Origin of the sequence: Winogradskyella helgolandensis (assembly GCF_013404085.1) — a bacterium.
In the GTDB taxonomy this organism is placed as follows: domain Bacteria; phylum Bacteroidota; class Bacteroidia; order Flavobacteriales; family Flavobacteriaceae; genus Winogradskyella; species Winogradskyella helgolandensis.
Window position 1 is genome coordinate 1,546,335 of record NZ_JABFHO010000001.1, and the last position, 24,811, is coordinate 1,571,145.

Sequence of the window (24,811 nt, forward strand, 5' to 3'; positions counted from 1 at the left end):
ATTTGATGAGAAATTTCGTTATTATATTTTTTTGTGGCTTGTTTTTGAGTGCACAAGAAAAGGAAGATGCAACATATCCTGTGTATAGAGGGTGTAATCAAGAATTAAGTTTTGAAGACACTAAGCAATGTACTTCAGATAAAATTATAGATTATCTCAAAGTGAGTTTTAATTATGAATTAGCAGATAAAGTTTTTCCAACGGAATTAACCACTCAATTTCATGTAGAATTTACCATCAATAAAAAAGGTAGAACAGAGCAAATTAATGTTAAAGCGCATCATAAAGCGATTGCTGTAGATGTAATTCAGCTTATAAAACGAATGCCAAAATTTAAAGCACCAGGCACAAGTAATGGAGAACCTATAGAGGTACGCTATAGTGCTTTAATGACGATTAGGTTGTTAGGGTAAATGAAAAAGCACCTCAAACTAAACTGAGATGCTTTTTAATGTCTTGTTTTTATAGAAGTAGTCTATAAATTGATTACACAATTTTCTTCACCAGCAAACTCGTTGAATGCATAAGAATCTGCTTGATCATCATTGATGTAAGTACCATCTACAAGGTATCTAAATTCGTAAGAATTATCACTTGCTAAATCAACAGTACCTTTAAAGGTTCCGTTTTTTAATTTCTTTAGTTCAGTAGCTTCAGTATTCCACTCGTTAAAGCTTCCAACAACTGCTACACTTTTTGCCTCTTCTGCAGGCACAGAAAATGTTACCTTACAAACTGGCTTACTTTTTAAATACTGTTTTTTGATTGCCATAATAATATAAAATATAAATTTATTTATGCTTACAAAAATATAAAAGAAATGCACAAAAAATATCGATTAAATGCCTTATAACTAAAGAATTATCAATTTCGTATAATACGAATTATTTTTTATTTAAGAATGTAATATTTACCACCTTATATTATAGGATTAATAACAGAATTTCGATTTGCTTTGGTGCTGATAATCAGCTATATCGTTTTCGATTGTTACGATATGTTAATCTCTTGAAATCACAATAACAATTTTCTAAAAAAACAAGTATCTTTATATTATTAAATTACGATCATGTTCAGCAAAAAAAAACAAGTTACAACTATAGATAAAGACCAGTTAGAGCTCATTGAAAATGCTCAAAAGCGCATTAGGCAAAAGAAGCGTTTGTATGTTCATTTCGTTATCTTTTTAATTGGTGCAGTATTTTTAATTTTAGCAAATACCGTTTTAGGAATTGGAAAGGATTTTAAAATTGCAGGTGTAGATTGGTTTGTATATGCGATTTTAGCATGGTTTTTTCTTTTTATTTATCACTTTGTGAGTGTTTTTATTACCAATAAATTTATGGGTAAAGACTGGGAAAAGCAGCAGCTTGAAAAACTAGTAAATCAACAAGAAATACGCATCGATAAGTTAAAGCAGAACTTTGTAAAAGAGGAAACTAAAATTGCGAAGACAGAAGTTTATTCTGAAGCAAAAGATACTTCAATTATTGGACAAAAAAAAAAGACTTCTGAGTTAACAATTATTGTTGCCGCAGGAGAAAACAATGCTATTGGTAAAGACAATGATTTAATTTGGCATTTAAGTGATGACCTCAAACGTTTTAAATCTTTAACAAACGGTCATCATATTATTATGGGTCGTAAAACGTTTGAGAGCTTTCCTAAACCCTTACCTAATAGAACTCATATTGTCATTACGAGACAAAAAGATTATAAAGTTCCAAGTGGTGTAATCGTCGTTAACTCGCTAGATGATGCGTTGGATGCTGCTAGGTTAGATAAACAACCTTTTATTATTGGTGGTGGTGAAATCTATAAGCAGTCGATGTCTTTTGTAGATAAACTTGAAATTACTCGCGTGCATGCTGACTTCGAAAATGCTGATACGTTCTTTCCGGAAATAGATGAAACGAAATGGCAAGAGGTGAGTAAAACAACTCATGATGCTGATGAGAAACATGCCTTTTCGTTTTCTTTTATTACGTATGTTAAGAAGTAGAAAATTTTAACGTTTATATACTGCATTTTTCTAAAATTAATGCAAAATAAAACACCCTAACTAAAATATAGTTAGGGTGTTTTTATGATCTATTATGATGACGCTTACTAAATTTCAAAAGCAGCTTTTACCTTATCAACATAATCTAACTTTTCCCAAGTAAATAACTCTACATCTAAAGTGATAGGGTCTCCATTTGGTTGTTGGAACGTTTTGGTAACCGTTTCGTGTTGTCTTCCCATGTGTCCATATGCAGCTGTTTCGCTATACATTGGTTGACGCAGTTTTAAGCGTTCTTCAATAAAAGCTGGTCGCATATCAAATAGTTTTTCAACTGTTTTTGCAATTTCACCATCAGTTAAGTTAAAATGACAAGTTCCATAAGTATCAATAAAAATTCCCATTGGTTTTGCAACACCAATAGCATAAGAAACTTGTACTAAAATTTGGTCACATAAACCTGCAGCCACTAAATTCTTAGCAATATGTCTTGTTGCATAAGCCGCACTACGGTCTACTTTACTTGGATCTTTTCCTGAAAACGCTCCACCTCCGTGTGCTCCTTTTCCTCCATAAGTATCAACAATAATCTTACGACCTGTTAAACCTGTATCTCCATGTGGTCCACCGATAACAAATTTTCCGGTTGGATTAATATGGTAGGTAATATCGTCATTAAATAATTGCTGAATATGTTCTGGCAACTTAGCAATAACTCTAGGTATTAAAATTTCAACAATCTCTTTTCTGATTTTAGCTAGCATTTCATCATCTGCAGCTGCAACATCAGCTTTGGAATTCGATTTAGGTAATACGAAATCATCATGCTGAGTGGAAACTACGATAGCATCGATACGTTGAGGTGTGTTATCATCACTATACTCAATGGTAACCTGACTTTTAGAATCTGGTCTCAAATACGTTATATCCTTATTTTCACGACGTAATTCTGCTAATTCTTTTAAAATTCTATGCGATAAATCTAAAGCTAAAGGCATATAATTTTCAGTTTCGTTGGTAGCGTAACCAAACATCATACCTTGGTCACCTGCACCTTGCTCTTCCTTAGTAGCTCTATCTACACCACGATTAATTTCTTCAGATTGCTCGTGTATGGCAGATAAAACTCCACAAGAATTACCATCAAACATATACGCACTTTTTGTGTAGCCTATTTTGTTTATGGTGTCTCTTGCAATTTTTTGAACGTCTAAATAGGTGTTTGAGTTTACCTCACCTGCTAGAATAACTTGTCCTGTTGTTACTAAAGTTTCGCATGCGACTTTCGATTCTGGATCAAAAGCTAAAAAGTTATCGATTAGAGCATCACTAATTTGATCTGCTACTTTGTCTGGATGTCCTTCAGATACACTCTCTGAAGTAAATAAATATGGCATAAGTCCTATGTTTAGGTTATATTAAATCTACGGAAAAATTTCAGATTGCTTGGTCGCTAGAGAAGTTGTAAACTTACTGCTTTAGCATTTTTTGTTTCGGCTGAATTAAATTCGGCGTCAGAGGTTGCAATCAGATCAAATTTTTCCTCTCAATTTTGATGATGCAAAAGTAGAAAAATTATATGGAAAGTCATTTTATTTCAGTTTTTTTATGATTTAATTATGGTACGTGAATTATTTTGAAAGTATTTTTTACATTAGAACGTCAAGTATAACTTGAAAAGTGACCACTAAAAATGAGAGTGTTAGCGCCTTTTAAATCTTAAAACCTTTTGCTTTTGTTTAAATGGTACTTAATTCTTTATATTTTCACTTTCTAAATCGATGTTTTTTAGGTTTCTATGATGTTTAGATGTTATTTTTGTAAAAAATAACAAATTATGAAAGTATTACACATTGTTTTTAAGCTCATTATTTTCATATTTCTATTCAGTTGCAGTTCTAACGATTCCGATGAGCAAGACGACGTGGTTGCAGATAGTTTGGCAATATCTATGGTTTCAGTATTTTCTGCTAACGAAGAAACACAATCATTTACTGTAACATCCAATATAAACTGGAGTATAGTTGATGATTCTAGTTGGATTTCAACAACACCATCAATTGGGACTAATAATGCCGTAATAGATATTTCTGTAGAGGCCAATCCAACATTTAATAATCGCTCTGGATTGGTAACTGTTGAGGCTGGTGATATTACGAGAGTTTTAATAGTTACGCAAGTAGGATCAGAGGATACCTCAGGAAATTTAGACCCAAATAAGGCTCCTTCAGAAAATTTTGATTTATCTACTTGGAATTTAAGTATTCCTGAAAATCAAGGAAATGGTACTGCAAGAACGATTACTGTGAGTCAAATTAACAATGGTTATGAAAATAACGATTATTTTTATACAGCTGATGATGGCGGAATGGTCTTTAAATGTCCGGTCGATGGTTTTAGAACTTCTGAAAACACAAGCTATACAAGAGTAGAGTTACGCGAAATGCTTAGAGGAACAGACACGAGTATAAGTACACAAGGAGTTAATGAAAATAACTGGGTTTTTGGTACTGCTCCCGTTGCAGACATAAATGCTGCGGCAGGTTATGATGGAGAAATGAATGCAACGCTTGCCGTAAACCACGTGACAACAACTGGTGATAATAGCCATTTAGGGAGATTTATTATCGGACAAATACATGCTAATGATGATGAACCGATCCGTTTATATTACAGAAAATTACCAAATAACACTTTAGGGTCTATTTATTTTGCCCATGAACCTACAGATGGAAATGGTGCGGAACAATGGCACGAAATGATAGGGTCTAGAGGTAACAGTGCATCTAATCCTGAAGACGGTATAGCGCTAAACGAAAAATTTAGTTACAGGATAAAAGTGGTTGGTGATGATTTAACGGTTACGATAATTAGAGATGGTAAACCTGATGTTGTTCATACCGTAAATATGGTAAACAGTGGTTTTAATGTTGGAGGACAATACATGTATTTTAAAGCTGGCGTTTATCAAGCGAATAATTCTGGAGATGATGATGATTACGCACAGGCAACTTTTTATGCTTTAGAAAAATCACACACTACAAATTAGTATATCCTTTTTTAAATACTTATAATAGCACAATGCTTTCAAAGAAAACAAAATACGGAATTAAAGCTTTGGTGTACCTGGCACGAGAGAAGGATAGAGTTCCTGTTCAAATTTCTACGATTTCTAAATCCGAGAATATTTCTCAAAAGTTTCTAGAAAGTATATTATTGACTTTAAGAAAAAATGGTCTGTTAGGTTCAAAAAAAGGCAAAGGAGGAGGCTATTATTTATTAAAGGATCCTAAAGAAATTCAAATGACAACCGTAATGCGATTATTAGAAGGTCCCATTGCTATGGTGCCGTGTGTGAGTTTAAATTTCTACGAAAAATGTGCGGACTGTATAGATGAAGAGGCTTGTGCGGTCAATAAATTAATGCTCAAAGTCCGAGATAATACATTAGAGATATTCCGAAATACCACATTAGCTGATTTGTGTAATTAGCAGATTTCCATTTTTTTTAAATATTTTTTTCGAAATAATTACCGCATTACTAGGAATAAATTTATATGTTTGCATTACTCTAGTAAATCTATAGGGTTTAAAGATTGGGTGATTAATAGCAAATTATGAATAGCATAAAATGGGGAAGATGATAAATATTGATATAGATCTATGGAATAAAAGATTAAAAGATAAGACTCCAATTGAAATTGCAGAATGGGCATTGGCACTGTCTGAGAATAGAATTGTAACAACGAGTTTTGGAATATATTCTTCGGTTTTATTAAGCACAATGTCTAAAATAGATAAAGACATTAGAGTCGTTTGGTGTGATACTTTATACAACCAACCAAGCACCTACGAGCATGCCTCTCGTCTCATTGATAAGTACAAGCTTAATATTTTGAAATATCAGAGTTTATATACCAAAGAAGAAATTGATTCCACCATTGGCTTACCAAATTTAGAAGACGACAATCATGGGATTTTTTCGGAAGCTGTAAAACTAGAGCCTTTTAGACGTGCTTTAAATGAACAGAATCCAGATATATGGTTTACCAACATTAGAGTAAGACAAACTGAATATAGAGACAAGAAAGATATTCTAAGCTTTAGTAAAGACGGTATTCTAAAGGTGAGTCCATTTTACTATTGGAGCGACACTGATTTAGATGCCTATATAGAAGAGCACCAACTAGAAAAAAATAGTGATTACTTCGATCCTATAAAAGCACTTCTCAATAGAGAGTGTGGTATACACTTACAGTAAAAAATAAAGGTTATTAATACCTAAAAAACGCGTTTAATTATCCTAGTAAATCTATAGGGTTAATATAATTAGTATTATGCAAAGTTTTAGAACAGAATTAGAAAATCCAGTAGTACAAAAGGATATCCTAGATTTAGCCAATAAGATTGAACTTTTTCAAAATGGAAAAATTGACGAAGAAAAATTCAGAAGTCTACGTTTAGCTAGAGGTATATATGGTCAGCGCCAAGAAGGTGTACAAATGATTAGAATCAAGTTGCCTTATGGTAAAGTGTTGAGCCATCAATTACGTCGTATTTCTGAAGTTTCTGATGAATATTCTAGAAGTCGATTGCATATCACAACACGTCAAGATATTCAAATTCACTATGTAGATATAAATAGAACTCCAGAATTATGGGCAGAATTAGAACGTGATGATGTGACTATTAGAGAAGCTTGTGGCAACACTGTCAGAAACGTTACAGCAAGTGAAACGGCAGGCATTGATATTAACGAACCCTTTGATGTGTCTCCGTATGCCGATGGTATATTCAAATTCTTTTTAAGGAATTCTGTGTGTCAAGAAATGGGACGAAAATTTAAAGTGTCTTTTTCGGCATCGGATGAAGATACCGGTTTATCGTACATGCACGATTTAGGTTTTATCTCCAAAATTGAAAATGGAATTAAAGGCTTTAAAGTGATGCTTGGTGGTGGTTTAGGATCGCAACCTAGACATGCCGATTTATTTTACGAGTTTTTACCATCAGACAAAATTATTCCTTTAATGGAAGGTGTTTTAAGAGTTTTTGATCGTTATGGTGAACGTAAAAGTAGAGCCAAAGCACGACTGAAATTCTTAATAAAAGATATCGGTTTAGAGGCATTTAAGCAATTGGTAGAGGAGGAACAAAACGCTATAGAATTCAAAACAGTTGCAATTGACACTGCTAATTATACGGTTTCAAAACCAGTTTCTATAACAGCACCAACAGTAGCGATTAAAAATACAGAAGCGTATAACTTATGGAAATCTACGAATGTCATTCCTCAAAAGCAGGACGGTTTTGTTGCTATAGGTATTAAAGTTTTATTAGGAGATTTCTACACAGATAAAGCCCGTTTATTGGCCGATTTGGTTGAGCAATATGCAGCAGGTGAAGTTAGATTAAGCTTACGTCAGAACATATTAATCCCTTTTGTAAAAGAAGATTTATTACCATTTTTTTATGTTGAATTAGAAAAGTTAGGCTTCGTTGAAGCAGGTTATAATAAAGCTGTAGATATCACAGCATGTCCTGGTACGGATACTTGCAACTTAGGGATTGCAAGTAGTACTGGGATAGCCGAAGAATTAGAACGTGTTATTAAAACTGAGTATCCTCAATATCTCGAAAATTCTGATTTAATTATTAAAATCAGTGGTTGTATGAATGCTTGTGGGCAACACAATATGGCAAATATTGGTTTTCAAGGGATGTCAATTCGGACAAAAGATAAATTAGTTGCGCCAGCACTGCAAGTGCTTTTAGGTGGTGGAAACTTAGGAAATGGTAACGCGTATTTCGCAGATAAAGTAGTTAAAATTCCTAGTAGAAGAGGACCAGAAGCTTTACGTAGAATTCTTAACGATTTTGAAGCGAATGCAAAAGGCAAACAGTTTGTAGATTATTACAAAGAACAAGGTGAAAAATATTTCTATCACTTACTAACTGATTTATCAGACATTGAAAATTTAACCCAAGAAGATTTCATTGATTGGGGTACGGAGGAGCAATATGTAAAAGCCATCGGAATTGGAGAATGTGCAGGAGTTGTTATCGATTTAATTGCTACACTTTTCTTAGAAAGCGATGAGAAAATTGAAGAAGCCAATCAGGCTTTCACTAATAAAGTGTATTCAAGTGCTATTTATGAAGCGTATCGTTCTATGGTAAATTCTGCAAAAGCCATCTTACTTTCAGAGAATATTAGCACAAACACACAAGCTGGCATCATTTCACAATTTGATGAACTTTTTGTAGAAAGCAAGAAAATTGAATTAGGAACCTCCTTTTCAGATCTTATTTATCAGATAAAAGTATTCCCACCAACAGAAGATTTTGCAAATAATTATATAAACGCAGCACAACAGTTTCTAAAAAGCGTTAGAGCTTTTAGAGAAGAGCAAATTGTTGCATAAAACGAATAGTATGACACCAAGATTAACCATAGTAGGAGCAGGACCAGGAGATGCAGATTTAATTACTGTAAAGGCAATTAAAGCCATAAAATCTGCAAATGTCATAATGTATGATGCTCTTGTAAATGCAGAATTATTAGAATACGCAGCTCCAAATACAGAATTGATTTTTGTTGGTAAACGAAAAGGGTGTTATGCGTATCAACAAAATCAAATTAATGAATTAATTGTAGAACGTGCGTTAAGATTTGGTCATGTGGTGCGTTTAAAAGGTGGTGATCCATTTATTTTTGGTCGTGGAGCAGAAGAATTAGAGTATGCTAAGGAATACGCCATTGAAGTGGCTGTTGTACCTGGTATTTCGTCATCGGCTGCAGTGCCAGCATACCAAGGTATTCCATTGACAAAACGAAATGCTTCAGAAAGTTTTTGGGTGATTACAGGAACGACAAAATCACATCAAATTTCTGGTGATATTGCATTAGCTGCAAAGTCTACAGCCACTGTAGTAATATTAATGGGAATGAGTAAACTTTCAGAAATTGTTCAAATTTTTTCTAAGGAAGGAAAGTCTGAAACAGCCATTGCCATCATTCAAAATGGAACCAGACCAAATGAAAATGTAGGTATTGGTAAAATATCTAATATAGAATCGATTGTTAAAGAAAAGCAACTTTCAAATCCAGCAATTATAATCATTGGTGAAGTTGTTAATCAGCGTGTAGATCTAACAGATATTTACACCAAAGCAGATTTGGCTCAGTATGACATTCAGAAAAAAATAGCTTAATAATGGAACGGAATAATCTATACCCAATCTTTCTAAAAGCTAAAAATCTAAATGTGTTAATTGTTGGTGGTGGTCATGTTGCAGAAGAAAAATTAACCTTTCTATTAAAGTCTAGTCCAGATGCAAACGTGACTATGGTAGCTCCAATGTATAGAGAAGGCACTATAGACATTGCGAATACTGGAAACGTAAATAGAATTACGGATAATTATAACGTCCATTACTTAAAAGGACATCATATTGTTATTGCAACAACAGATTGTCCTAAAATCAATGTAAAAATATACGAAGATTGCCGAGCACAAGACAAATTAGTTAACGTCGCTGATAATCCACCATATTGCGATTTTTATATGGGAGGCATCGTCACCAAAGGCAATGTAAAAGTGGCAATTTCTACCAACGGAAAATCGCCAACAACAGCAAAACGCTTACGTCAGTTTTTTGAAGATGTCATACCAGAAAATATAGATGATTTAGTAAAGAATCTCAATATATACAGAAAAACAATAAAAGGAGACTTTGAGCAGAAAGTCGAAAAGTTAAACGAATTCACTAAAGGTTTAGTCGAAAAAATATAGATTATGATTAAAACAGATATACTAATAATAGGAGCAGGACCAACGGGTTTATTTACAGTATTTGAAGCCGGTTTGTTAAAATTAAAGTGCCATTTAATTGACGCATTGCCACAACCTGGTGGTCAATGCTCCGAATTATATCCTAAAAAACCAATTTATGATATTCCTGGGTTTCCTGAGATTTTAGCAGGTGATTTAACTTCAAATTTATTAGAGCAAGGCAAACAATTTCAACCTGGTTTTACCTTAGGGGAACGTGCTGAAACAATTGAGAAATTAGAAGATGGTAGTTTTATTGTGACCACAAATAAAGGCACACAACATCATGCTCCTATAATAGCTATAGCTGGTGGTTTAGGAAGTTTTGAACCAAGAAAACCACAATTGGAAAATATCGATATGTATGAAGATAATGGTTTAGCTTACTTTATCAAAGATCCAGAAGTTTATCGCGATAAAAAAGTAGTCATTTCAGGAGGAGGAGACTCTGCTTTAGATTGGAGTATTTACCTAGCAGATGTCGCATCTGAAGTTACTTTAATACACAGACGTAATGAATTTAGAGGAGCATTAGATTCCGTAGAACGCGTACAAGAATTAAAATTGATTAATAAAATAAACATCATAACTCCTGCAGAAATTACAGCCTTACATGGTGAGACTAAAATAGAAGGAGTATCAGTCACCAAAGATGGTGAAACCAAAACCATAGAAGCAGATGCTTTTATTCCTCTTTTTGGTTTATCGCCAAAATTAGGACCTATTGGAGATTGGGGACTTGAGATAGAAAAAAATGCGATAAAAGTAGATACTGTAGATTATCAAACAAATATTCCTGGTATTTATGCCATTGGAGATGTGAATACCTATGAAGGGAAATTAAAGTTGATTCTTTGCGGTTTTCATGAAGCAACCTTAATGTGTCAGTCTGCTTATAAAAGACTAAATCCTGGTAAGAAGTATGTTCTAAAATATACGACTGTAAGTGGTATTAATGGTTTTGATGGTTCACGTAAAGAATCACCAAAAGCTGTTGTAAAAGCTATAGTATAATGCAAGATGTTACCATACATATCACAGATAGAGATGGTGAAAAACACACCGTTTTAGCGCCAACAGACATGGCCATGAATTTAATGGAAATTATACGTTCTTACGAGTTAGCACCAGAGGGTACAATTGGAATTTGTGGTGGTATGGCGATGTGTGCCTCTTGTCAATGTTATGTAACCTCAAAGCATAGGATAAATACAATGGAAGACGAGGAAGAGGCAATGTTATCTGAAGCTTTTAATGTAAAGAATAATAGTCGGTTGAGTTGTCAAATTCCTATTTCAGATATCTTAAATGAGTTAGAAATAGAACTAGCGCCAGAATGTTAAGATCACTACAAACAGTTAACTATTTCTTAGGTTTTAATTAACAAAAGACAGTTGTTTTAGTTAGATATTTGCACTTTATTATTAAGCCCTTAATCATGAAATTAATAAATAAGTATAAATCAGATTTTAAATTTGCTCTGCAGCTTTTGGTGTTAACAGCCATATCATTAATCGCTACTTTGTTTGTGTAAAAACCTGTAAGTTAGTTTGGTAGCTAATTGTAATTATTGACTATTTTTGCAGCTCAATAATTGCCATGCGAAATCTATTATGTTTAATTGTATCACTACTATCTATAGGACTTTATGGACAAGAAGAAAAACATAGCGCATATTTTGACCTCAATTATTTTGGTGGCAATATAGCACTTCATAATAACAGTATTCTTCACTTAATAAAAGGTCATCCTGAAGGTTTTATTTTTAGTTGGAATAAAAAAACGTTTGGAAACGAAGCTTGGGAACAACGCTTTAATTATCCAGATTATGGTGCTTCTTTAATGTATCAAGATTTAAAGAATAAAACCTTAGGGAATGCTGTTGGACTCTACGCACATTATAATTTCTATTTTTTAAAACGTAATGTCATGTTACGCATCGGACAAGGTTTGGCTTTATCTACCAATCCTTATGATAAGCTTGAAAATGCTAAAAATGTAGCTTTTGGTTCTGATATTTTGAGTTCAACGTATTTAATGATTAATTACAAAAAGGATCGACTCATTAATCGTTTCGGTTTGCAAACAGGTTTGTCATTAATTCATTATTCTAATGCTAATTTTAGAGCACCAAATACAAGTGTAAATACAATTGCGATTAATTTGGGTGTAACATATCAGTTAGATTCGGAAGATCCGGAATTTATCGAAACTATAGAGGATGAAAAATTCACTAAAACCGTAAAATATAACTTTGCGTTTAGGTCAGGAATTAATGAAAGTGATGTCATAGGAAGTGGACAATTTCCATTCTATGTATTGTCTGCTTATGCCGATAAACGCTTAAGCCATGTAAGTGCCATTCAGTTTGGTGCCGATGTGTTTTTCTCAAACTTCTTAAAGGAATTAATCTATTACTCATCGGTTTCGCTACCAGAAGAAAATGTGAGTGGAGATGAAGATTATAAACGTGTTGGGCTTTTTGTAGGACATGAATTGTTTATTAATAGAATGTCCGTTGAAACGCAGTTAGGCTATTATGTATATTACCCTTTTGATTTTGAAGGCAGAACGTATATAAGAATAGGATTAAAACGCTATTTTGGAAAAAAACTATTTGGTGCCATAACGTTGAAATCGCATGGAGCAAAAGCAGAAGCTGTAGAATTTGGAATAGGCGTAAGGTTATGAGAAAATTAATTTACATATTTAGTTTGTTCCTTTTAGCTTGTAATAGCGAGGATGCTAACGATTGTTTTCAAACATCAGGAAGTATTGTTCAACAAGAAGTTTCCGTGACTAGTTTTGATCGTATTCTTGTGCATAGAGATATTGAATTAATTATTAAAGACGCCCCAGATTATAAAGTCACGATTGAAACTGGCGAAAATTTAATTAATGATGTAGAGGTGGAAGTTATAGATAATCGCTTGGTACTCACAGATCATAATTCTTGCAATTACGTAAGAGATTTTGGCCTCACTAAAATATATATTGAAACACCAACGCTTACTGAAATAAGAACCTCTACGCAGTATGATATTTCTTCTGATGGCGTTTTAAATTATGATACGCTAAACTTGCTTTCTGAAGATTATAATGAAACAAACGAATTCACAGTTGGTGATTTTAGACTCAGTATTAATTCTAATAACCTTTCAATTTCATCTAATAATCTTTCATTTTATTACATAAATGGTACTGTAGATAATTTGTTCGTTGGTTTTTATGCAGGAGCCGGTCGTTTTGAAGGTGAAAATTTAATAGCTGAAAATGTTGAAGTTTATCATCGTGGTAGTAATGATATGGTTGTAAATCCGCAACAATCTTTAACAGGTCAACTTTACGGTACTGGTGATTTGATTTCCGTTAATGAACCACCACTTGTAAATATAGAGCGTTTTTATATTGGTGAATTGCATTTTGATTAATTTAATCATTACAGTACCAGTTCCATTTAAGCATAGTTGAAGTAAGAAAAGCTAGGTTGGGGTTCTATTTACTCGTCAATTCTCTAAACAAACTCTCTAAACTCGCATTTTTCTGATTGAGTTGTAGAATTTTTAATTCATTATCGTGTGCAAAATCAAACACATGTGAGCGCATATCTTCTATGGTAGAAAACGTAATCTCATAAACAAAGTCGTATGTGTTTTTTACCGCTTTTACTTTTGGTAATTTTAATAAAAAGGCATCTTCCACTCTAAAGTCAAATTCAACAATCACAATTTGTTCTTGGCCGTCTCGTAAATCTTTTAAATATTTATCGGCAACCACTTCGCCTTTGTTAATGATTATAACACGGTCGCACATGGCCTCAACTTCTTGCATGATATGTGTAGACAAAAACACTGTTTTTTCTTTACCAATATTTTTGATGAGGTTTCTAATATCTACTAATTGGTTAGGGTCTAAACCCGTTGTAGGTTCATCTAAAATTAATACATCAGGATTGTGCAACAACGCATTTGCCAAGCCAACACGTTGTCTGTACCCTTTAGAAAGCTGACTTATTTTTTTGTGAGCTTCTGGTTGTAATCCTGTTAATTCTATAACCTCGTCAATACGCGATTTAGGCGTGTCGTAAACATTCGCGTTAAAATTCAAATATTCTTTAACGTATAAGTCGGTATAAAGCGGATTGTGCTCTGGCAAATACCCAACACTACTTTGTACATTTTTCTTTTCTGTAGTAACATCAAATCCATTCACATTAGCAGAACCTTCAGAAGCTTCGATATACGTGGTTAGGATTTTCATCATTGTCGATTTTCCAGCACCATTAGGTCCTAAGAAACCAACGATTTCAGCATCATTTATCTTGAAAGAAACATTGTTAAGTGCTTTCTGATCTTTATAAAGTTTGGTTATATTTGAAACTTCGATGGCCATACAAATAGAATTTATTCAAAAATAGGTATTTCCGAATATTGTATTGCAATTATTAGTAATTCTTTAAATTTTTACAATTATTTTCAAAAAAACAATTCAACAATTTTGATTTGCGAAAATAATAATTACATTAGCGATATAATTAAAGATTTCCACTAATGTGGAAAATGAATATGAACATATCTAAAGCATATTATAACTGGTTTTATTTCTTTTTTAGCTAAAGGAACGAGACTGAGTATGTTTTATTTAAAATATAGTTTTAAAAGTCTCGATTTAATCGGGACTTTTTTTATGCCAACTTTTAACTGTTTTTAGAATCGATAACTAAGAAAAATAAATTGTGAAAAAACCAATAGCAATACAAGGCATTAAGGGCTCATTTCATCATGAAGTTGTTCAGCATTATTTTAATGCTGAAACAGATGTCGTTGAATGTATGACCTTTGATAGTGTTATTGACACCTTACTCGAAGGGCAAACGGATGAAATTGTAATGGCTTTAGAAAATTCTATTGCAGGTTCAATTATACCTAATTATGCGTTAATTGATAGTCATAACTTAAGTATAGTTGGTGAATGGTATTTAGATATTCAGCATAGTTTAATGGCTCTAGCGGAGCAATCTATTGAAGATATTTTAGAGGTGCATTCACATCCCATGGCGTTATTACAATGTAAACTATTTTTTAGAGATTATCCGCATATAAAATTAGTAGAAGCTAAAGATACAGCCGATGTGGCGAAACAAATTTCAGAACAGCATATAAAAGGCATTGCAGCCATAGCAAGTAAAAATGCAGCACAATTATATGGACTTAATGTTTTGGCAGAAAGTATTCAAACTATAAAACATAATGAAACGCGTTTTGTGATTGTACGACGTGAAAATAACCAAACGGATAACAGCCATATTAATAAGGCATCTTTAAAGTTTGAATTAGATCATAAACGTGGCAGTTTAGCAGCTTTGTTAAATGTGTTGAGTGATTGCAAACTTAACCTTACCAAAATACAATCATTACCAAAAATTGATACACCATGGAAGTATGCGTTTTTTGTAGATGTTACTTTTGTAGATTATAAAGATTACGATAAAGCGAAGTCTATTATAAGTTTAATGGCTGAGAATTTTAAAATATTGGGAGAATATAAAAATGCAAGACTATGATAGAAGTTGCAAAACGTTTACAAAATGTCGAAGAATACTACTTTTCTAAGAAATTGAGAGAAGTAGCACTTTTAAAATCGCAAGGCAAACCTATTATTAATTTAGGTATTGGTAGTCCAGATTTAGAGCCGCCTTTTAAGGCCTCTATGTTGCTTCAAGATAGTTTAATTGATGAAAAAGCACACCAATATCAAAGTTACCAAGGCTTGCCAGAACTGAGAGAAGGAATTGCCAACTTTTATAAAATGCATTATGATGTAAATTTAAGTTCGCAAACCGAAGTATTACCATTAATGGGAAGCAAGGAAGGTATTATGCACATTTCTATGGCTTTTTTAAATAAAGGTGATAAAGTGTTAATTCCAAATCCTGGATATCCGACGTACGCTTCAGTAACTAAACTTTTAGAGGCAAAACCTGTGTTTTATGATTTAAAAGAAGACAATAATTGGGAACCAGACTTTAGTGCTTTAGAGCGTTTAGATTTAAAACGTGTAAAAATTATGTGGATTAATTATCCGCACATGCCAACAGGAGCAAATGCTACTAATAAATTTTATGATAAAATAATTGCGTTTGGAAAACGACACGATATTTTAATCGTAAATGATAATCCGTATAGTTTTATTCTGAATGATAAACCAATAAGTATTTTAAGATATAAGAATGCAAAGGACGTTTGTTTGGAGTTGAATTCATTAAGTAAAACCTTTAATATGGCTGGCTGGAGAGTTGGAATGTTAGTTGGTAATTACGATTTTTTAAGTGCTGTTTTACGCGTGAAAAGTAATATGGATTCTGGTATGTTTTATGGTATACAAAAAGGAGCAATTGAGGCTTTAAAATGTTCTGAAATGTGGTTTAAGAGTTTGAACAGTGTGTATCAAACCCGAAGAGAACTAGTATGGAAACTGGCTCAAGGACTCAATTGTACTTATGATGAAGATGCTTCCGGATTGTTTGTTTGGGCAAAGTTGCCACCACATATGAAATCAGAAGAATTTACAGATTTAGTACTAAAGGAGCATTCCATATTTATTACACCAGGTACTGTTTTTGGAAGTAATGGAGAGGGATATGTGCGGTTTTCGTTATGTGCAGATGAAGACATTATTAAGGAAGCGATAGCCAGAGTATAATCAGTGAACAATTACAGTTAAAGAAATAAATTAAAGTGAATACTATATTTATCATAGGAGTTGGGTTAATTGGAGGAAGCTTCGCTTTGGATATAAAAAAATTACATCCAGAGTGTACCATTTTTGGTATTGATAATAATGAAGCGCATTTAGATGAGGCTATTCAACTAAAAGTTATAGATCAAAAAGCAAATTTTGAAGATTTAGAAAAAGCAGATGTCGTTATTGTAGCAATTCCTGTAGACGCAACTTTAAATGTTTTGCCTAAAGTTTTAGATGGTGTTTCAGATAATGCCATTGTTTTTGATGCAGGTTCTACCAAAGAAGATATTTGCGACAAGGTTAGGAATCATCCAAAACGTAGAAATTATTTAGCAGTGCATCCTATTGCGGGTACGGAACATTCTGGTCCAAAAGCAGCAATTTATAACCTGTATCAAAACAAGACCAATATTATATGTGAAGTGGAGGAAACGGCCTTCAAGCTTCAAGAAAAAGCGTTAAAGTTGTTTTCAGATTTAGGGATGCGTATTCGTTATATGAATCCTAAAGCACATGATAAACATATTGCTTATGTCTCACATTTATCGCATATAAGTGCATTTATGTTGGGGAAAACGGTTATTGATAAAGAACGAAATGAACGCGATATTTTTGATATGGCAGGTAGTGGATTTGCGAGTACAGTGCGTTTAGCAAAAAGTTCACCAGCCATGTGGACACCTATTTTTAAACAAAATAAAGCCAATGTTATAGAAACTTTAGAAGAATATATAGATAATCTAAAACACTTTAAGCAGTTGATGGAAGAAGATGATTTTGAGGCTGTGTATAACGAAATGGAACAAACAAATTATATAAAAGACATATTAAACGGAATACAATAGTAATTAAGAATAAAAGCAAAAATGGAAAACAAGAAAGAAATGAGAACTTGGTTGGATGATATGAATCTAGATCATCCATTAGTAATTGCAGGTCCTTGCAGTGCGGAAACAGAAGAACAAGTATTAAGAATAGCACACGAGCTAAAAGATACCGATGTTAATTACTATAGAGCAGGTATTTGGAAACCAAGAACACGTCCAGGTAATTTTGAAGGTGTTGGAGCATTAGGCTTAAAATGGTTACAAAAAGTAAAGGCAGAAACAGGAATGAAAACCTGTACAGAAGTTGCCAATGCAGCGCATGTAAAATTAGCCTTAGAGTATGATGTAGATTTATTATGGATTGGTGCACGTTCTACTGTGAGTCCATTCATCATGCAAGAGATTGCTGATGCTTTACAAGGAACTGATAAAATTGTATTGGTTAAAAATCCAGTAAATCCAGATTTATCGTTATGGTTAGGTGGTATTGAAAGATTATATTCTGCAGGAATTAAAAATTTAGGTGCTATACATAGAGGTTTTTCTACGTATGAAAAGTCTAAATATAGAAATATACCAGAATGGCAATTGGCAATTGAATTTCAAAATAGATTTCCAGATTTGCCTTTAATTAATGATCCTTCTCATATAACAGGAAATAGAGAGATGATTTTTGAAGTGTCTCAAACGGCTTTAGATCTTAACTTTGATGGGTTAATGATAGAAACGCATTTCGATCCTGAGAATGCATGGAGTGATGCGGCACAGCAGGTAACACCAAGTAGTCTTGTTCAAATTATGAAAGACTTAAAAATCAGAAAAGAATCAGATCCTGAAGCAGAGTATAATAAAGATCTTAATAATTTAAGAGCTCAGATAGATGTTGTAGATAATCAGATTATTGATTTATTAGGCAAACGTATGAAAGTTGCTGATGGCATTGGAACTCTTAAAAAACAAAAGAACGTGGCTGTATTACAAAACAAACGTTGGAACGAGATTTTAGGCCATATGGTACTAGAAGGAGAAGAAAGAGGGTTAAGTGAAGAATTTATTTTAAAGATGTTTAAAGCAATTCATCAAGAATCAATTAATCATCAAGAAAAGATAATCAATAAATAAATTGAATAATAACTTTTACAAAGGCTCGCAAATTGCGAGCCTTTTTTGTATGACATGTTTACTCACTCAAACGTAGAGTTTACGTAAGGGTTGTTTTTTTTAATTCAGTTTCGGAGTAGGTTTGAGGTATTAACCAAAACCAATAACTCATGAAAAAAAGTACTTTAGTCCTCATCGCCTTAAGTTTAAGTTTTTTTGCCTCGGCACAAATTTCAATAACAGGAACTGTAGCTAACGATTCTATTCCATTAGAATCGGCCAGTGTAATTATTAAAAACTCTACCAACGGAATTGCTACAAATGAAAAAGGAGAATTTAAACTTGAAGCAAAAAAAGGGGATACCTTAGTTGTTTCTTATTTAGGCTATGAAACTAAAGAGCTTGTTTTAAATAACACTGAGGAAATAGGAATTAATCTTGAAGAAGATAGTTTTGATGAGGTTGTAATTGTTGGATATCAAAATGTTACTAAAACATGGTATAAAAGAGCTTGTGGTGGGTTCAGTGTAGAAAAATCTGAGCTGTACAATAAATCTGAGAAAAGAAATAAACTCTTCCCAAACCCATCTTCAAATGGCATTTTCCAATTAAAGTTGGTGGAAGATTATGATGAAGTTAAAATTTCAATAGCGAATAGTTCTGGTCAAATGCTTAAAAAGACGACACATCAAAAGTTTGGAGAGAATATAATTATTGATGTCTCGCAATTTGCGGCAGGATTATATATAGTAAGTATCATAGCAGATGGAAAACAATTAGAATCTATCAAAGCGATAAAAAGTTAAGAAAAAGGCTCGCGATTTGCGAGCCTTTTTCTATTTAAAATGCTCATTATTAGGGGTGAAACCTTTTTGTTTGCACTTTAATAATTCTTGTGCTAAGATTAAATGTTAAATTCATTAAGTATTTATGTAATAAAACACCTATAATTGTGAGCTCATCAACCAAATTAAAATGATTTATAAAAAACCGCTATTACTTATTCTTACTTTATTAGTTTCTATAACCATGTATTCTCAAATACAAGTTGGGGATTTTACCTTTACACATGGAACTGAAATAGATGACAATTCTCAAAAAATTGTTCGCATCGCTGGCGAAGTAAATGGAAAAGTGTTTGTCCTTGCCAATAAGAAAAAAAATTATTTTATTAAAGTGTTTAAGTCGTCAGATATGTCGCTTATTTCAACCAGTGAAATAGATTTATCTAGTTATAAGGATAGGTCAATAGATTTTGAAGAGATAACTTTAATTGGGAGTAAGGTATATGTTTTTGGAAGCGTGTATGATAAAAAAGCTAAGATTTCAAATTTATTTGGAGTTGAAGTTTTAGAAAATGGTCAGCTATCTAACGAACAAGTGAAATTGTTCTCTACTAAAGTCACCAAGAAAAGAGAACAGGGAGCATTTTATTTTAAAGATTCACCAACAGGTGACCGTCTATTAATTATGCATGCTGCCCTTTTTGATAAAGAAGAAGTTATTCAATATGAGCTTAAGCTACTAGATGAAAATTTAGATACGGCTATGTCGCACATTGAAAAAGTGCCTTTTGAGGATAGAAAAGATCTTGAGTTTACAATATCAGATTACGACGTTAGCGTTAATGATGATGTCTTTTTGGTTATTAATGAAAGTTTTAGAGACCGAAAAACAAAAACAAATAATGAAAAATTTGAAGTACATGCTTTTAAAAGTGCTAACGGCTATGCTAAAGAGGTAATTGATATAAAATTTACAGATAAAGAAATTATAAACTGTGAAATGCTAGCTAATAAAGAAGGTAAGCTTCATTTGGTTGGTTTTTATTCTAGCGTAAGAAAGAATGGTAAGGCTAATAAAGAATTAAAAGGAATTTATGCTGCAGCCATATCAGTAGCTAATAATGAAGTTGAACGTCTTAATTTTAATGAATTTGACTACGAAACTAAAGCTAAATTAATTGGAGAGCGTCGTGCAAAAAAAGGAAAAGATGTTAAACCTTTATATGTAACGCATAGTTTAATTGAAAAAAATGATGGTGGTTTAATATTGTTATCAGAATATCAATTAATAATAGAAGGTCAAACTTCTGGTATTGGACCGTTAGCATTTACTCCTGTTACTTTTATAAATAACGAAATTATTGTAACATCATTAAATTCTGATGGCACTGTTGCTTGGTCCAATGTTATTCCTAAAAAACAAAAGGCAAGTTATACAACACTGTCTTTAGGTATTTTTGGGTTTTCAAATCAAGGGAATTTTACCGTAAGTGCGGGTATTATGGTGCCACTAACTGTTATGGGAAAAGGACCTGAATATTTAAGTGCAATGCCGATTTATCATAACGGTAAACTAACTGTTATTTTTAACGATAATACTAAAAATTATGGTGTTACAGATATTGAAGACATCAAATGGTTAGGGAACTATAATAAAGCGGTACCAGCAGCCATGACTTTTAATAATGATGGAAGTTTTACAAGATTAGATCAAGAAAATGTTGAAAAATATCAATTAGTCTTGCGTCCAAGAGTATACTATAGAACATCTCCATCGGAATATATTATTTATTCTTCAAGAAAAAGTAAAGACAAATTAGGAAGAATGAGCGTTAATCAATAATTAACATCCTAAATATTTCATATAAAGACAGTCATAAGGCTGTCTTTTTTTGTTCCATTAAACAATAATGACCATCTTTGTTGTAATGACAGGAACAGTATATAAATCTACAGGCAGTTGGTACACTGTAAAAACCTTAAATGGTAAATTCTATGAATGTAGAATTAAAGGCCGTTTTAGATTGGATGGTATTAAAAGTACCAACCCAATTGCTGTTGGTGATAAAGTAGAATTTGAACTTGAAACCAAAAATAATACCGAGACTGGTGTAATTCATCGCATTGAAGAACGTAAAAACTACATCGTTCGTAAATCGGTAAACCTTTCTAAGCAAACTCATATTATTGCGTCTAACATCGATCAGGTATTTTTGTTGGTGACCATAGATAATCCGCCAACGTTTACAACTTTTATAGATCGGTTTTTAGTTACTGCAGAAGCGTATTCTATTAAGACAGTTTTACTATTTAATAAGGTAGATACGTATAACGAAGAAACCTTACTCGAGGTAAAATATTTGGCTAGTGTTTATAGAGCCATAGGTTACGAATGTATTGGTATTTCTGCGACTACAGGAAAAAACATAGATAAGGTAAAAGCGTTGATGCAAGGTAAAGTAAGTATGTTTGCAGGCCATTCAGGTGTTGGTAAATCTACTTTAGTAAACGCTATAGAGCCATCATTAGATTTAAAAACAAAGGCCATTTCTACACAACACAGTCAAGGGCAACATACCACAACTTTTGCAGAGATGTTTGATTTAAGTTTCGATGCGGTTATTATTGACACACCAGGAATTAAAGGTTTTGGAGTTGTTGATATGGAAAAAGAAGAAGTCGGTGATTACTTTCCTGAGTTTTTTGCACTAAAACAAGATTGTAAATTCAATAATTGTATTCACTTAAACGAACCAAAATGTGCGGTTAAAGATGCTTTAGAAGCCAATGAGGTTTCCTACTCTAGGTATAAGAGTTATGTTCAGATTTTAGAAGGTGAAGATGAGCACTATAGAACGGATAATTGGGACGAGGTTCAGTAGAGCATCTTCAGATGGTGCATAAACAGTTGAATTATGAAAATAGTAATACAAAGAGTTTCTGAAGCTTCGGTTATTGTAAATAATTCTGAAGTTGCCAGTATTCAAAACGGACTTGTAATTTTATTGGGAATCGAAAATGAGGATAACCAAGAAGATATCAATTGGCTCTGTAATAAAATTATTAATCTCCGAATTTTTCCAGATGTGGATGGTGTGATGAATACGTCTTTAAAAGCTTCCGAAGGAGATGTGATTTTGGTGAGTCAATTCACACTTCACGCTAGTACAAAAAAAGGAAACCGGCCAAGCTATATTAAGGCAGCAAAACCAGAGGTTGCCATTCCATTGTACGAGAAATTTATTGAAACACTTCAAAATAATTTAGGCAAAACTATACAAACTGGAGAGTTTGGTGCAGATATGAAAGTGCATTTAGTTAATGATGGTCCAGTCACTATAATTATTGATTCTAAGAATAAGGACTGATATTTATTCTAAAAAACAACCACAACATGCCATTATTTAGCATAGAGTAGTTCTTTTTGTAATAAAAAAAACAATAATACAATGCTCAAAAATTCAAATAAATCATGTGATTCGTGAGTGCTTTTTAAGTGTGAAAAAAATGTTAAAGAATTGTTTTGGTAAGTAGATTTTACTTTTTATCTTTAAAAGCTAAACCTATTAAAACTAAACTAATGCCTACAATTCTCTCTAAAAAAATCAGGCTTTTTACGTGCTTATTTTTTATTTCAATCTTCAGCTTTTCTCAATCAGAAGATAGCTACATTGCCTTACTTGCTCCTCAAGAATTAATGACTAAAGTTAATGCTATAGTCAGGTACGATAATCAAAAGGTTGAAATTAACGCCATTGATGATATGGTTGTACACACCAAACGTATTGTAACTATTTATAACAAATACGGAGATAAGCATGCAAACTCTTTAGAGTTTTATAGTGATAACTCTAGTATTAAAACGATAGAAGCAAGAATTTACGATGGTTTTGGGGAGGAAATAAAAAAGATAAAGAAGAATGATTTCACAGATAATAGTGCCGTAAGTGGAGGAACATTATATTCTGATAGTCGTATTAAATATTATGATTATACACCCATAGATTATCCCTACACCATTGAGTTTATATCGGAAGTAAAACATAATACTACAGCATTTATTCCACAATGGCGACCAATAAATGGTTACTTTTTAGCCATTCAACATGCAGAATATAAGATTGAAAATAATTCTGGAATACCATTAAAACTAAAGAAGGAAAATATTGAAAACAATAATGTTGTTGAAGTTTCAGAGCATCATTTTACAATAGAGAATTTACCAGGTGTTAATTACGAATCCTATAGTCCTTCGCTTGTAACATTTACTCCTAACATAAAACCAGCATTAACTAAATTTAATATGAATGGTGTTGAAGGAGTAAATACCAATTGGCAAGATTTTGGAAAATGGGTTTATGGTGAATTGCTAACAGGTACAGATATTTTACCGCAATCTGCCATAGATGATGTAAAAGCGTTAACTGCAGGTGTAGATGATAAGATTGAGCGTGCAAAACTCGTTTATAAATACATGCAAGATAAAACACGCTATATCAGTGTTCAGATCGGGATTGGAGGTTGGAAGCCAATGTTGGCAGACGATGTAAATAAATTGGGTTACGGAGACTGTAAAGGATTAACGAATTATACTAAAGCGTTGTTAGAGGCTGTAGATGTGCCGTCCTATTATACGTTGGTATTTGGTGGTAGAACTATCTTAGACATTGATGATGAATTTTCATCTGCTCAGGGTAACCATGCCATTTTGTGTGTTCCTAATGATGATGAAAATATTTTTTTAGAATGCACGAGTCAGACTAATCCATTCGGGTTTTCAGCCGGCTTTACTGATGATAGAGCAGTGCTGTTAGTAAAGCCAGAAGGTGGAGAAATAGTGCGAACAAAAATTTATGAAGCTGAAGAAAGCGTTCAAAAAACAAATGCCGAAGTAATTATGGACGCTGCTGGTGGTTTTACTGCAGATGTCAATATTGAAACTACAGGATTTCAGTATAGTCTTCATGAAGGTATTGAAAACAACACAGAACGCGATCAACATAGTCATTACAAAGATTATTGGGATAATATCAATAACATCACTATTGAAAATATTACTGTTAAAAATGATAAAGAAAGCATTGTTTTAAACGAAAACGTAATATTATCAGCATCAAATTATGCGTCTAAAAGTGGTGATCGACTTATTTTTCAGCCTAACATGTTCAATACTGTAACCACAATTCCTACACGATATATTGATCGAAAATTAGAATTTAAAGTCGACCGTTCTTTTAAAGATACAGATGAATTTATTATTCAATTACCAGAAGGTTTTATAGTGGAAGCCATGACAGATTCAAAAGAAATTAAAACTCAATTTGGATCTTATAATTTTAAGGTAGAACCTTTAGACGGTAATAAGTTGAAATATACAAGAACTTATATTTTACTCAAAGGAGACTATCCAAAGGAAGATTATAAAGCCTTTAGAGACTTTAGAAGACAAATTGTAAAGCACGATAAAAGTAAAATTGTATTAATTAAAGCTTAATAATTTCTAATATAACAATCCAA

The 24,811-nt window shown here is 32.8% G+C and carries 24 protein-coding genes; 21 read left to right on the forward strand and 3 right to left on the reverse strand.

Annotated features, from left to right (window positions below):
• Positions 1–5 precede the first annotated feature (5 nt).
• Positions 6–413 carry an energy transducer TonB gene (locus HM992_RS06290; protein ID WP_179319088.1) on the forward strand — a complete coding sequence of 136 codons (408 nt, stop codon included), beginning with the start codon at positions 6–8 and terminating at the stop codon, positions 411–413.
• A 62-nt stretch (positions 414–475) separates the two neighbouring features.
• Here the strand turns inward: HM992_RS06290 and HM992_RS06295 are convergent, their stop codons facing one another.
• Entirely contained in the window at positions 476–772 is a 297-nt protein-coding gene (locus HM992_RS06295; protein ID WP_178985864.1) for an isoamylase early set domain-containing protein, read from the reverse strand.
• 297 nt (positions 773–1,069) lie between these two features.
• Here HM992_RS06295 and HM992_RS06300 point away from each other — a divergent pair, with 297 nt between their 5' ends.
• Positions 1,070–2,002, forward strand: coding sequence for a dihydrofolate reductase (locus HM992_RS06300; protein WP_179319089.1), 933 nt, complete (start codon positions 1,070–1,072; stop codon positions 2,000–2,002).
• Positions 2,003–2,109: 107 nt separating this feature from the next.
• On the opposite strand, the gene metK is transcribed toward HM992_RS06300, so the two are convergent.
• Positions 2,110–3,399, reverse strand: a complete 1,290-nt coding sequence (gene metK / locus HM992_RS06305) for a methionine adenosyltransferase (RefSeq protein WP_178985862.1) — start codon at positions 3,397–3,399, stop codon at positions 2,110–2,112.
• A gap of 440 nt (positions 3,400–3,839) precedes the next feature.
• Here metK and HM992_RS06310 point away from each other — a divergent pair, with 440 nt between their 5' ends.
• From HM992_RS06310 to HM992_RS06355, 10 genes are all read left to right on the forward strand, one after another.
• Complete coding sequence (locus HM992_RS06310; protein ID WP_179319090.1) at positions 3,840–5,051, forward strand: polysaccharide lyase family 7 protein; 1,212 nt, start codon at positions 3,840–3,842, stop codon at positions 5,049–5,051.
• A gap of 32 nt (positions 5,052–5,083) precedes the next feature.
• Positions 5,084–5,494, forward strand: a complete 411-nt coding sequence (locus tag HM992_RS06315; protein WP_178985860.1) for an RrF2 family transcriptional regulator — start codon at positions 5,084–5,086, stop codon at positions 5,492–5,494.
• Between the two features lie 148 nt (positions 5,495–5,642).
• Positions 5,643–6,263 carry a phosphoadenosine phosphosulfate reductase domain-containing protein gene (locus HM992_RS06320; RefSeq protein WP_179319091.1) on the forward strand — a complete coding sequence of 207 codons (621 nt, stop codon included), beginning with the start codon at positions 5,643–5,645 and terminating at the stop codon, positions 6,261–6,263.
• A gap of 76 nt (positions 6,264–6,339) precedes the next feature.
• Complete coding sequence (locus HM992_RS06325) at positions 6,340–8,427, forward strand: HEPN domain-containing protein (protein WP_179319092.1); 2,088 nt, start codon at positions 6,340–6,342, stop codon at positions 8,425–8,427.
• Between the two features lie 10 nt (positions 8,428–8,437).
• Positions 8,438–9,217, forward strand: a complete 780-nt coding sequence (cobA, locus tag HM992_RS06330; RefSeq protein ID WP_179319093.1) for a uroporphyrinogen-III C-methyltransferase — start codon at positions 8,438–8,440, stop codon at positions 9,215–9,217.
• 2 nt (positions 9,218–9,219) lie between these two features.
• Positions 9,220–9,798, forward strand: coding sequence for a precorrin-2 dehydrogenase/sirohydrochlorin ferrochelatase family protein (locus tag HM992_RS06335; protein WP_179319094.1), 579 nt, complete (start codon positions 9,220–9,222; stop codon positions 9,796–9,798).
• A gap of 3 nt (positions 9,799–9,801) precedes the next feature.
• Positions 9,802–10,851: an NAD(P)/FAD-dependent oxidoreductase gene (locus HM992_RS06340; RefSeq protein ID WP_179319095.1), complete on the forward strand. Its 1,050-nt coding sequence runs from the start codon at positions 9,802–9,804 to the stop codon at positions 10,849–10,851.
• The gene (locus HM992_RS06345; RefSeq protein ID WP_179319096.1) at positions 10,851–11,180 is read left to right on the forward strand and encodes a 2Fe-2S iron-sulfur cluster-binding family protein; all 330 of its coding nucleotides are present in this window, start codon (positions 10,851–10,853) and stop codon (positions 11,178–11,180) included. Before HM992_RS06340 ends, HM992_RS06345 begins: the two co-directional genes overlap by 1 nt.
• Before the next feature lie 256 nt (positions 11,181–11,436).
• Complete coding sequence (locus HM992_RS06350) at positions 11,437–12,528, forward strand: acyloxyacyl hydrolase (protein ID WP_179319097.1); 1,092 nt, start codon at positions 11,437–11,439, stop codon at positions 12,526–12,528.
• A complete protein-coding gene (locus tag HM992_RS06355) occupies positions 12,525–13,268 on the forward strand; it encodes a head GIN domain-containing protein (protein WP_179319098.1) in 744 nt (247 codons plus the stop codon). The genes HM992_RS06350 and HM992_RS06355 overlap by 4 nt, the downstream gene beginning before the upstream one ends.
• 64 nt (positions 13,269–13,332) lie before the next feature.
• On the opposite strand, the gene gldA is transcribed toward HM992_RS06355, so the two are convergent.
• On the reverse strand, positions 13,333–14,229 hold the full coding sequence (gene gldA, locus HM992_RS06360) for a gliding motility-associated ABC transporter ATP-binding subunit GldA (protein ID WP_179319099.1): 897 nt from the start codon (positions 14,227–14,229) through the stop codon (positions 13,333–13,335).
• A gap of 343 nt (positions 14,230–14,572) precedes the next feature.
• Between gldA and HM992_RS06365 the strand changes: the two genes are divergently transcribed.
• From HM992_RS06365 to HM992_RS06405, 9 genes are all read left to right on the forward strand, one after another.
• A complete protein-coding gene (locus HM992_RS06365; protein ID WP_179319100.1) occupies positions 14,573–15,400 on the forward strand; it encodes a prephenate dehydratase in 828 nt (275 codons plus the stop codon).
• Positions 15,397–16,539, forward strand: coding sequence for a pyridoxal phosphate-dependent aminotransferase (locus HM992_RS06370; protein WP_179319101.1), 1,143 nt, complete (start codon positions 15,397–15,399; stop codon positions 16,537–16,539). The genes HM992_RS06365 and HM992_RS06370 overlap by 4 nt, the downstream gene beginning before the upstream one ends.
• Positions 16,540–16,574: 35 nt before the next feature.
• Complete coding sequence (locus HM992_RS06375) at positions 16,575–17,426, forward strand: prephenate dehydrogenase (RefSeq protein ID WP_178985848.1); 852 nt, start codon at positions 16,575–16,577, stop codon at positions 17,424–17,426.
• Between the two features lie 21 nt (positions 17,427–17,447).
• Positions 17,448–18,530: a bifunctional 3-deoxy-7-phosphoheptulonate synthase/chorismate mutase type II gene (locus HM992_RS06380; RefSeq protein ID WP_179319102.1), complete on the forward strand. Its 1,083-nt coding sequence runs from the start codon at positions 17,448–17,450 to the stop codon at positions 18,528–18,530.
• Between the two features lie 149 nt (positions 18,531–18,679).
• On the forward strand, positions 18,680–19,315 hold the full coding sequence (locus tag HM992_RS06385) for a carboxypeptidase-like regulatory domain-containing protein (RefSeq protein WP_179319103.1): 636 nt from the start codon (positions 18,680–18,682) through the stop codon (positions 19,313–19,315).
• A 169-nt stretch (positions 19,316–19,484) separates the two neighbouring features.
• A complete protein-coding gene (locus HM992_RS06390) occupies positions 19,485–21,137 on the forward strand; it encodes a hypothetical protein (RefSeq protein ID WP_179319104.1) in 1,653 nt (550 codons plus the stop codon).
• Between the two features lie 85 nt (positions 21,138–21,222).
• Positions 21,223–22,176, forward strand: a complete 954-nt coding sequence (gene rsgA / locus HM992_RS06395; protein ID WP_179321043.1) for a ribosome small subunit-dependent GTPase A — start codon at positions 21,223–21,225, stop codon at positions 22,174–22,176.
• Positions 22,177–22,209: 33 nt separating this feature from the next.
• A complete protein-coding gene (dtd, locus tag HM992_RS06400; RefSeq protein WP_179319105.1) occupies positions 22,210–22,662 on the forward strand; it encodes a D-aminoacyl-tRNA deacylase in 453 nt (150 codons plus the stop codon).
• A 212-nt stretch (positions 22,663–22,874) separates the two neighbouring features.
• Entirely contained in the window at positions 22,875–24,788 is a 1,914-nt protein-coding gene (locus HM992_RS06405) for a DUF3857 domain-containing protein (RefSeq protein WP_179319106.1), read from the forward strand.
• Positions 24,789–24,811 lie beyond the last annotated feature (23 nt).

Excerpts from the sequence above, each read along its gene's own strand:
- HM992_RS06405 (WP_179319106.1), top strand. The coding sequence starts at position 22,875 with ATGCCTACAATTCTCTCTAAAAAAATCAGGCTTTTTACGTGCTTATTT.
- HM992_RS06355 (WP_179319098.1), top strand. The coding sequence starts at position 12,525 with ATGAGAAAATTAATTTACATATTTAGTTTGTTCCTTTTAGCTTGTAAT.
- HM992_RS06300 (WP_179319089.1), top strand. The coding sequence starts at position 1,070 with ATGTTCAGCAAAAAAAAACAAGTTACAACTATAGATAAAGACCAGTTA.
- HM992_RS06370 (WP_179319101.1), top strand. The coding sequence starts at position 15,397 with ATGATAGAAGTTGCAAAACGTTTACAAAATGTCGAAGAATACTACTTT.
- HM992_RS06380 (WP_179319102.1), top strand. The coding sequence starts at position 17,448 with ATGGAAAACAAGAAAGAAATGAGAACTTGGTTGGATGATATGAATCTA.
- HM992_RS06345 (WP_179319096.1), top strand. The coding sequence starts at position 10,851 with ATGCAAGATGTTACCATACATATCACAGATAGAGATGGTGAAAAACAC.
- HM992_RS06325 (WP_179319092.1), top strand. The coding sequence starts at position 6,340 with ATGCAAAGTTTTAGAACAGAATTAGAAAATCCAGTAGTACAAAAGGAT.
- HM992_RS06390 (WP_179319104.1), top strand. The coding sequence starts at position 19,485 with ATGATTTATAAAAAACCGCTATTACTTATTCTTACTTTATTAGTTTCT.
- HM992_RS06335 (WP_179319094.1), top strand. The coding sequence starts at position 9,220 with ATGGAACGGAATAATCTATACCCAATCTTTCTAAAAGCTAAAAATCTA.
- HM992_RS06310 (WP_179319090.1), top strand. The coding sequence starts at position 3,840 with ATGAAAGTATTACACATTGTTTTTAAGCTCATTATTTTCATATTTCTA.
- HM992_RS06290 (WP_179319088.1), top strand. The coding sequence starts at position 6 with ATGAGAAATTTCGTTATTATATTTTTTTGTGGCTTGTTTTTGAGTGCA.
- gldA (WP_179319099.1), bottom strand. The coding sequence starts at position 14,229 with ATGGCCATCGAAGTTTCAAATATAACCAAACTTTATAAAGATCAGAAA.
- HM992_RS06385 (WP_179319103.1), top strand. The coding sequence starts at position 18,680 with ATGAAAAAAAGTACTTTAGTCCTCATCGCCTTAAGTTTAAGTTTTTTT.
- dtd (WP_179319105.1), top strand. The coding sequence starts at position 22,210 with ATGAAAATAGTAATACAAAGAGTTTCTGAAGCTTCGGTTATTGTAAAT.
- HM992_RS06295 (WP_178985864.1), bottom strand. The coding sequence starts at position 772 with ATGGCAATCAAAAAACAGTATTTAAAAAGTAAGCCAGTTTGTAAGGTA.
- cobA (WP_179319093.1), top strand. The coding sequence starts at position 8,438 with ATGACACCAAGATTAACCATAGTAGGAGCAGGACCAGGAGATGCAGAT.
- HM992_RS06320 (WP_179319091.1), top strand. The coding sequence starts at position 5,643 with ATGATAAATATTGATATAGATCTATGGAATAAAAGATTAAAAGATAAG.
- HM992_RS06350 (WP_179319097.1), top strand. The coding sequence starts at position 11,437 with ATGCGAAATCTATTATGTTTAATTGTATCACTACTATCTATAGGACTT.
- rsgA (WP_179321043.1), top strand. The coding sequence starts at position 21,223 with ATGACAGGAACAGTATATAAATCTACAGGCAGTTGGTACACTGTAAAA.
- HM992_RS06340 (WP_179319095.1), top strand. The coding sequence starts at position 9,802 with ATGATTAAAACAGATATACTAATAATAGGAGCAGGACCAACGGGTTTA.
- HM992_RS06315 (WP_178985860.1), top strand. The coding sequence starts at position 5,084 with ATGCTTTCAAAGAAAACAAAATACGGAATTAAAGCTTTGGTGTACCTG.
- metK (WP_178985862.1), bottom strand. The coding sequence starts at position 3,399 with ATGCCATATTTATTTACTTCAGAGAGTGTATCTGAAGGACATCCAGAC.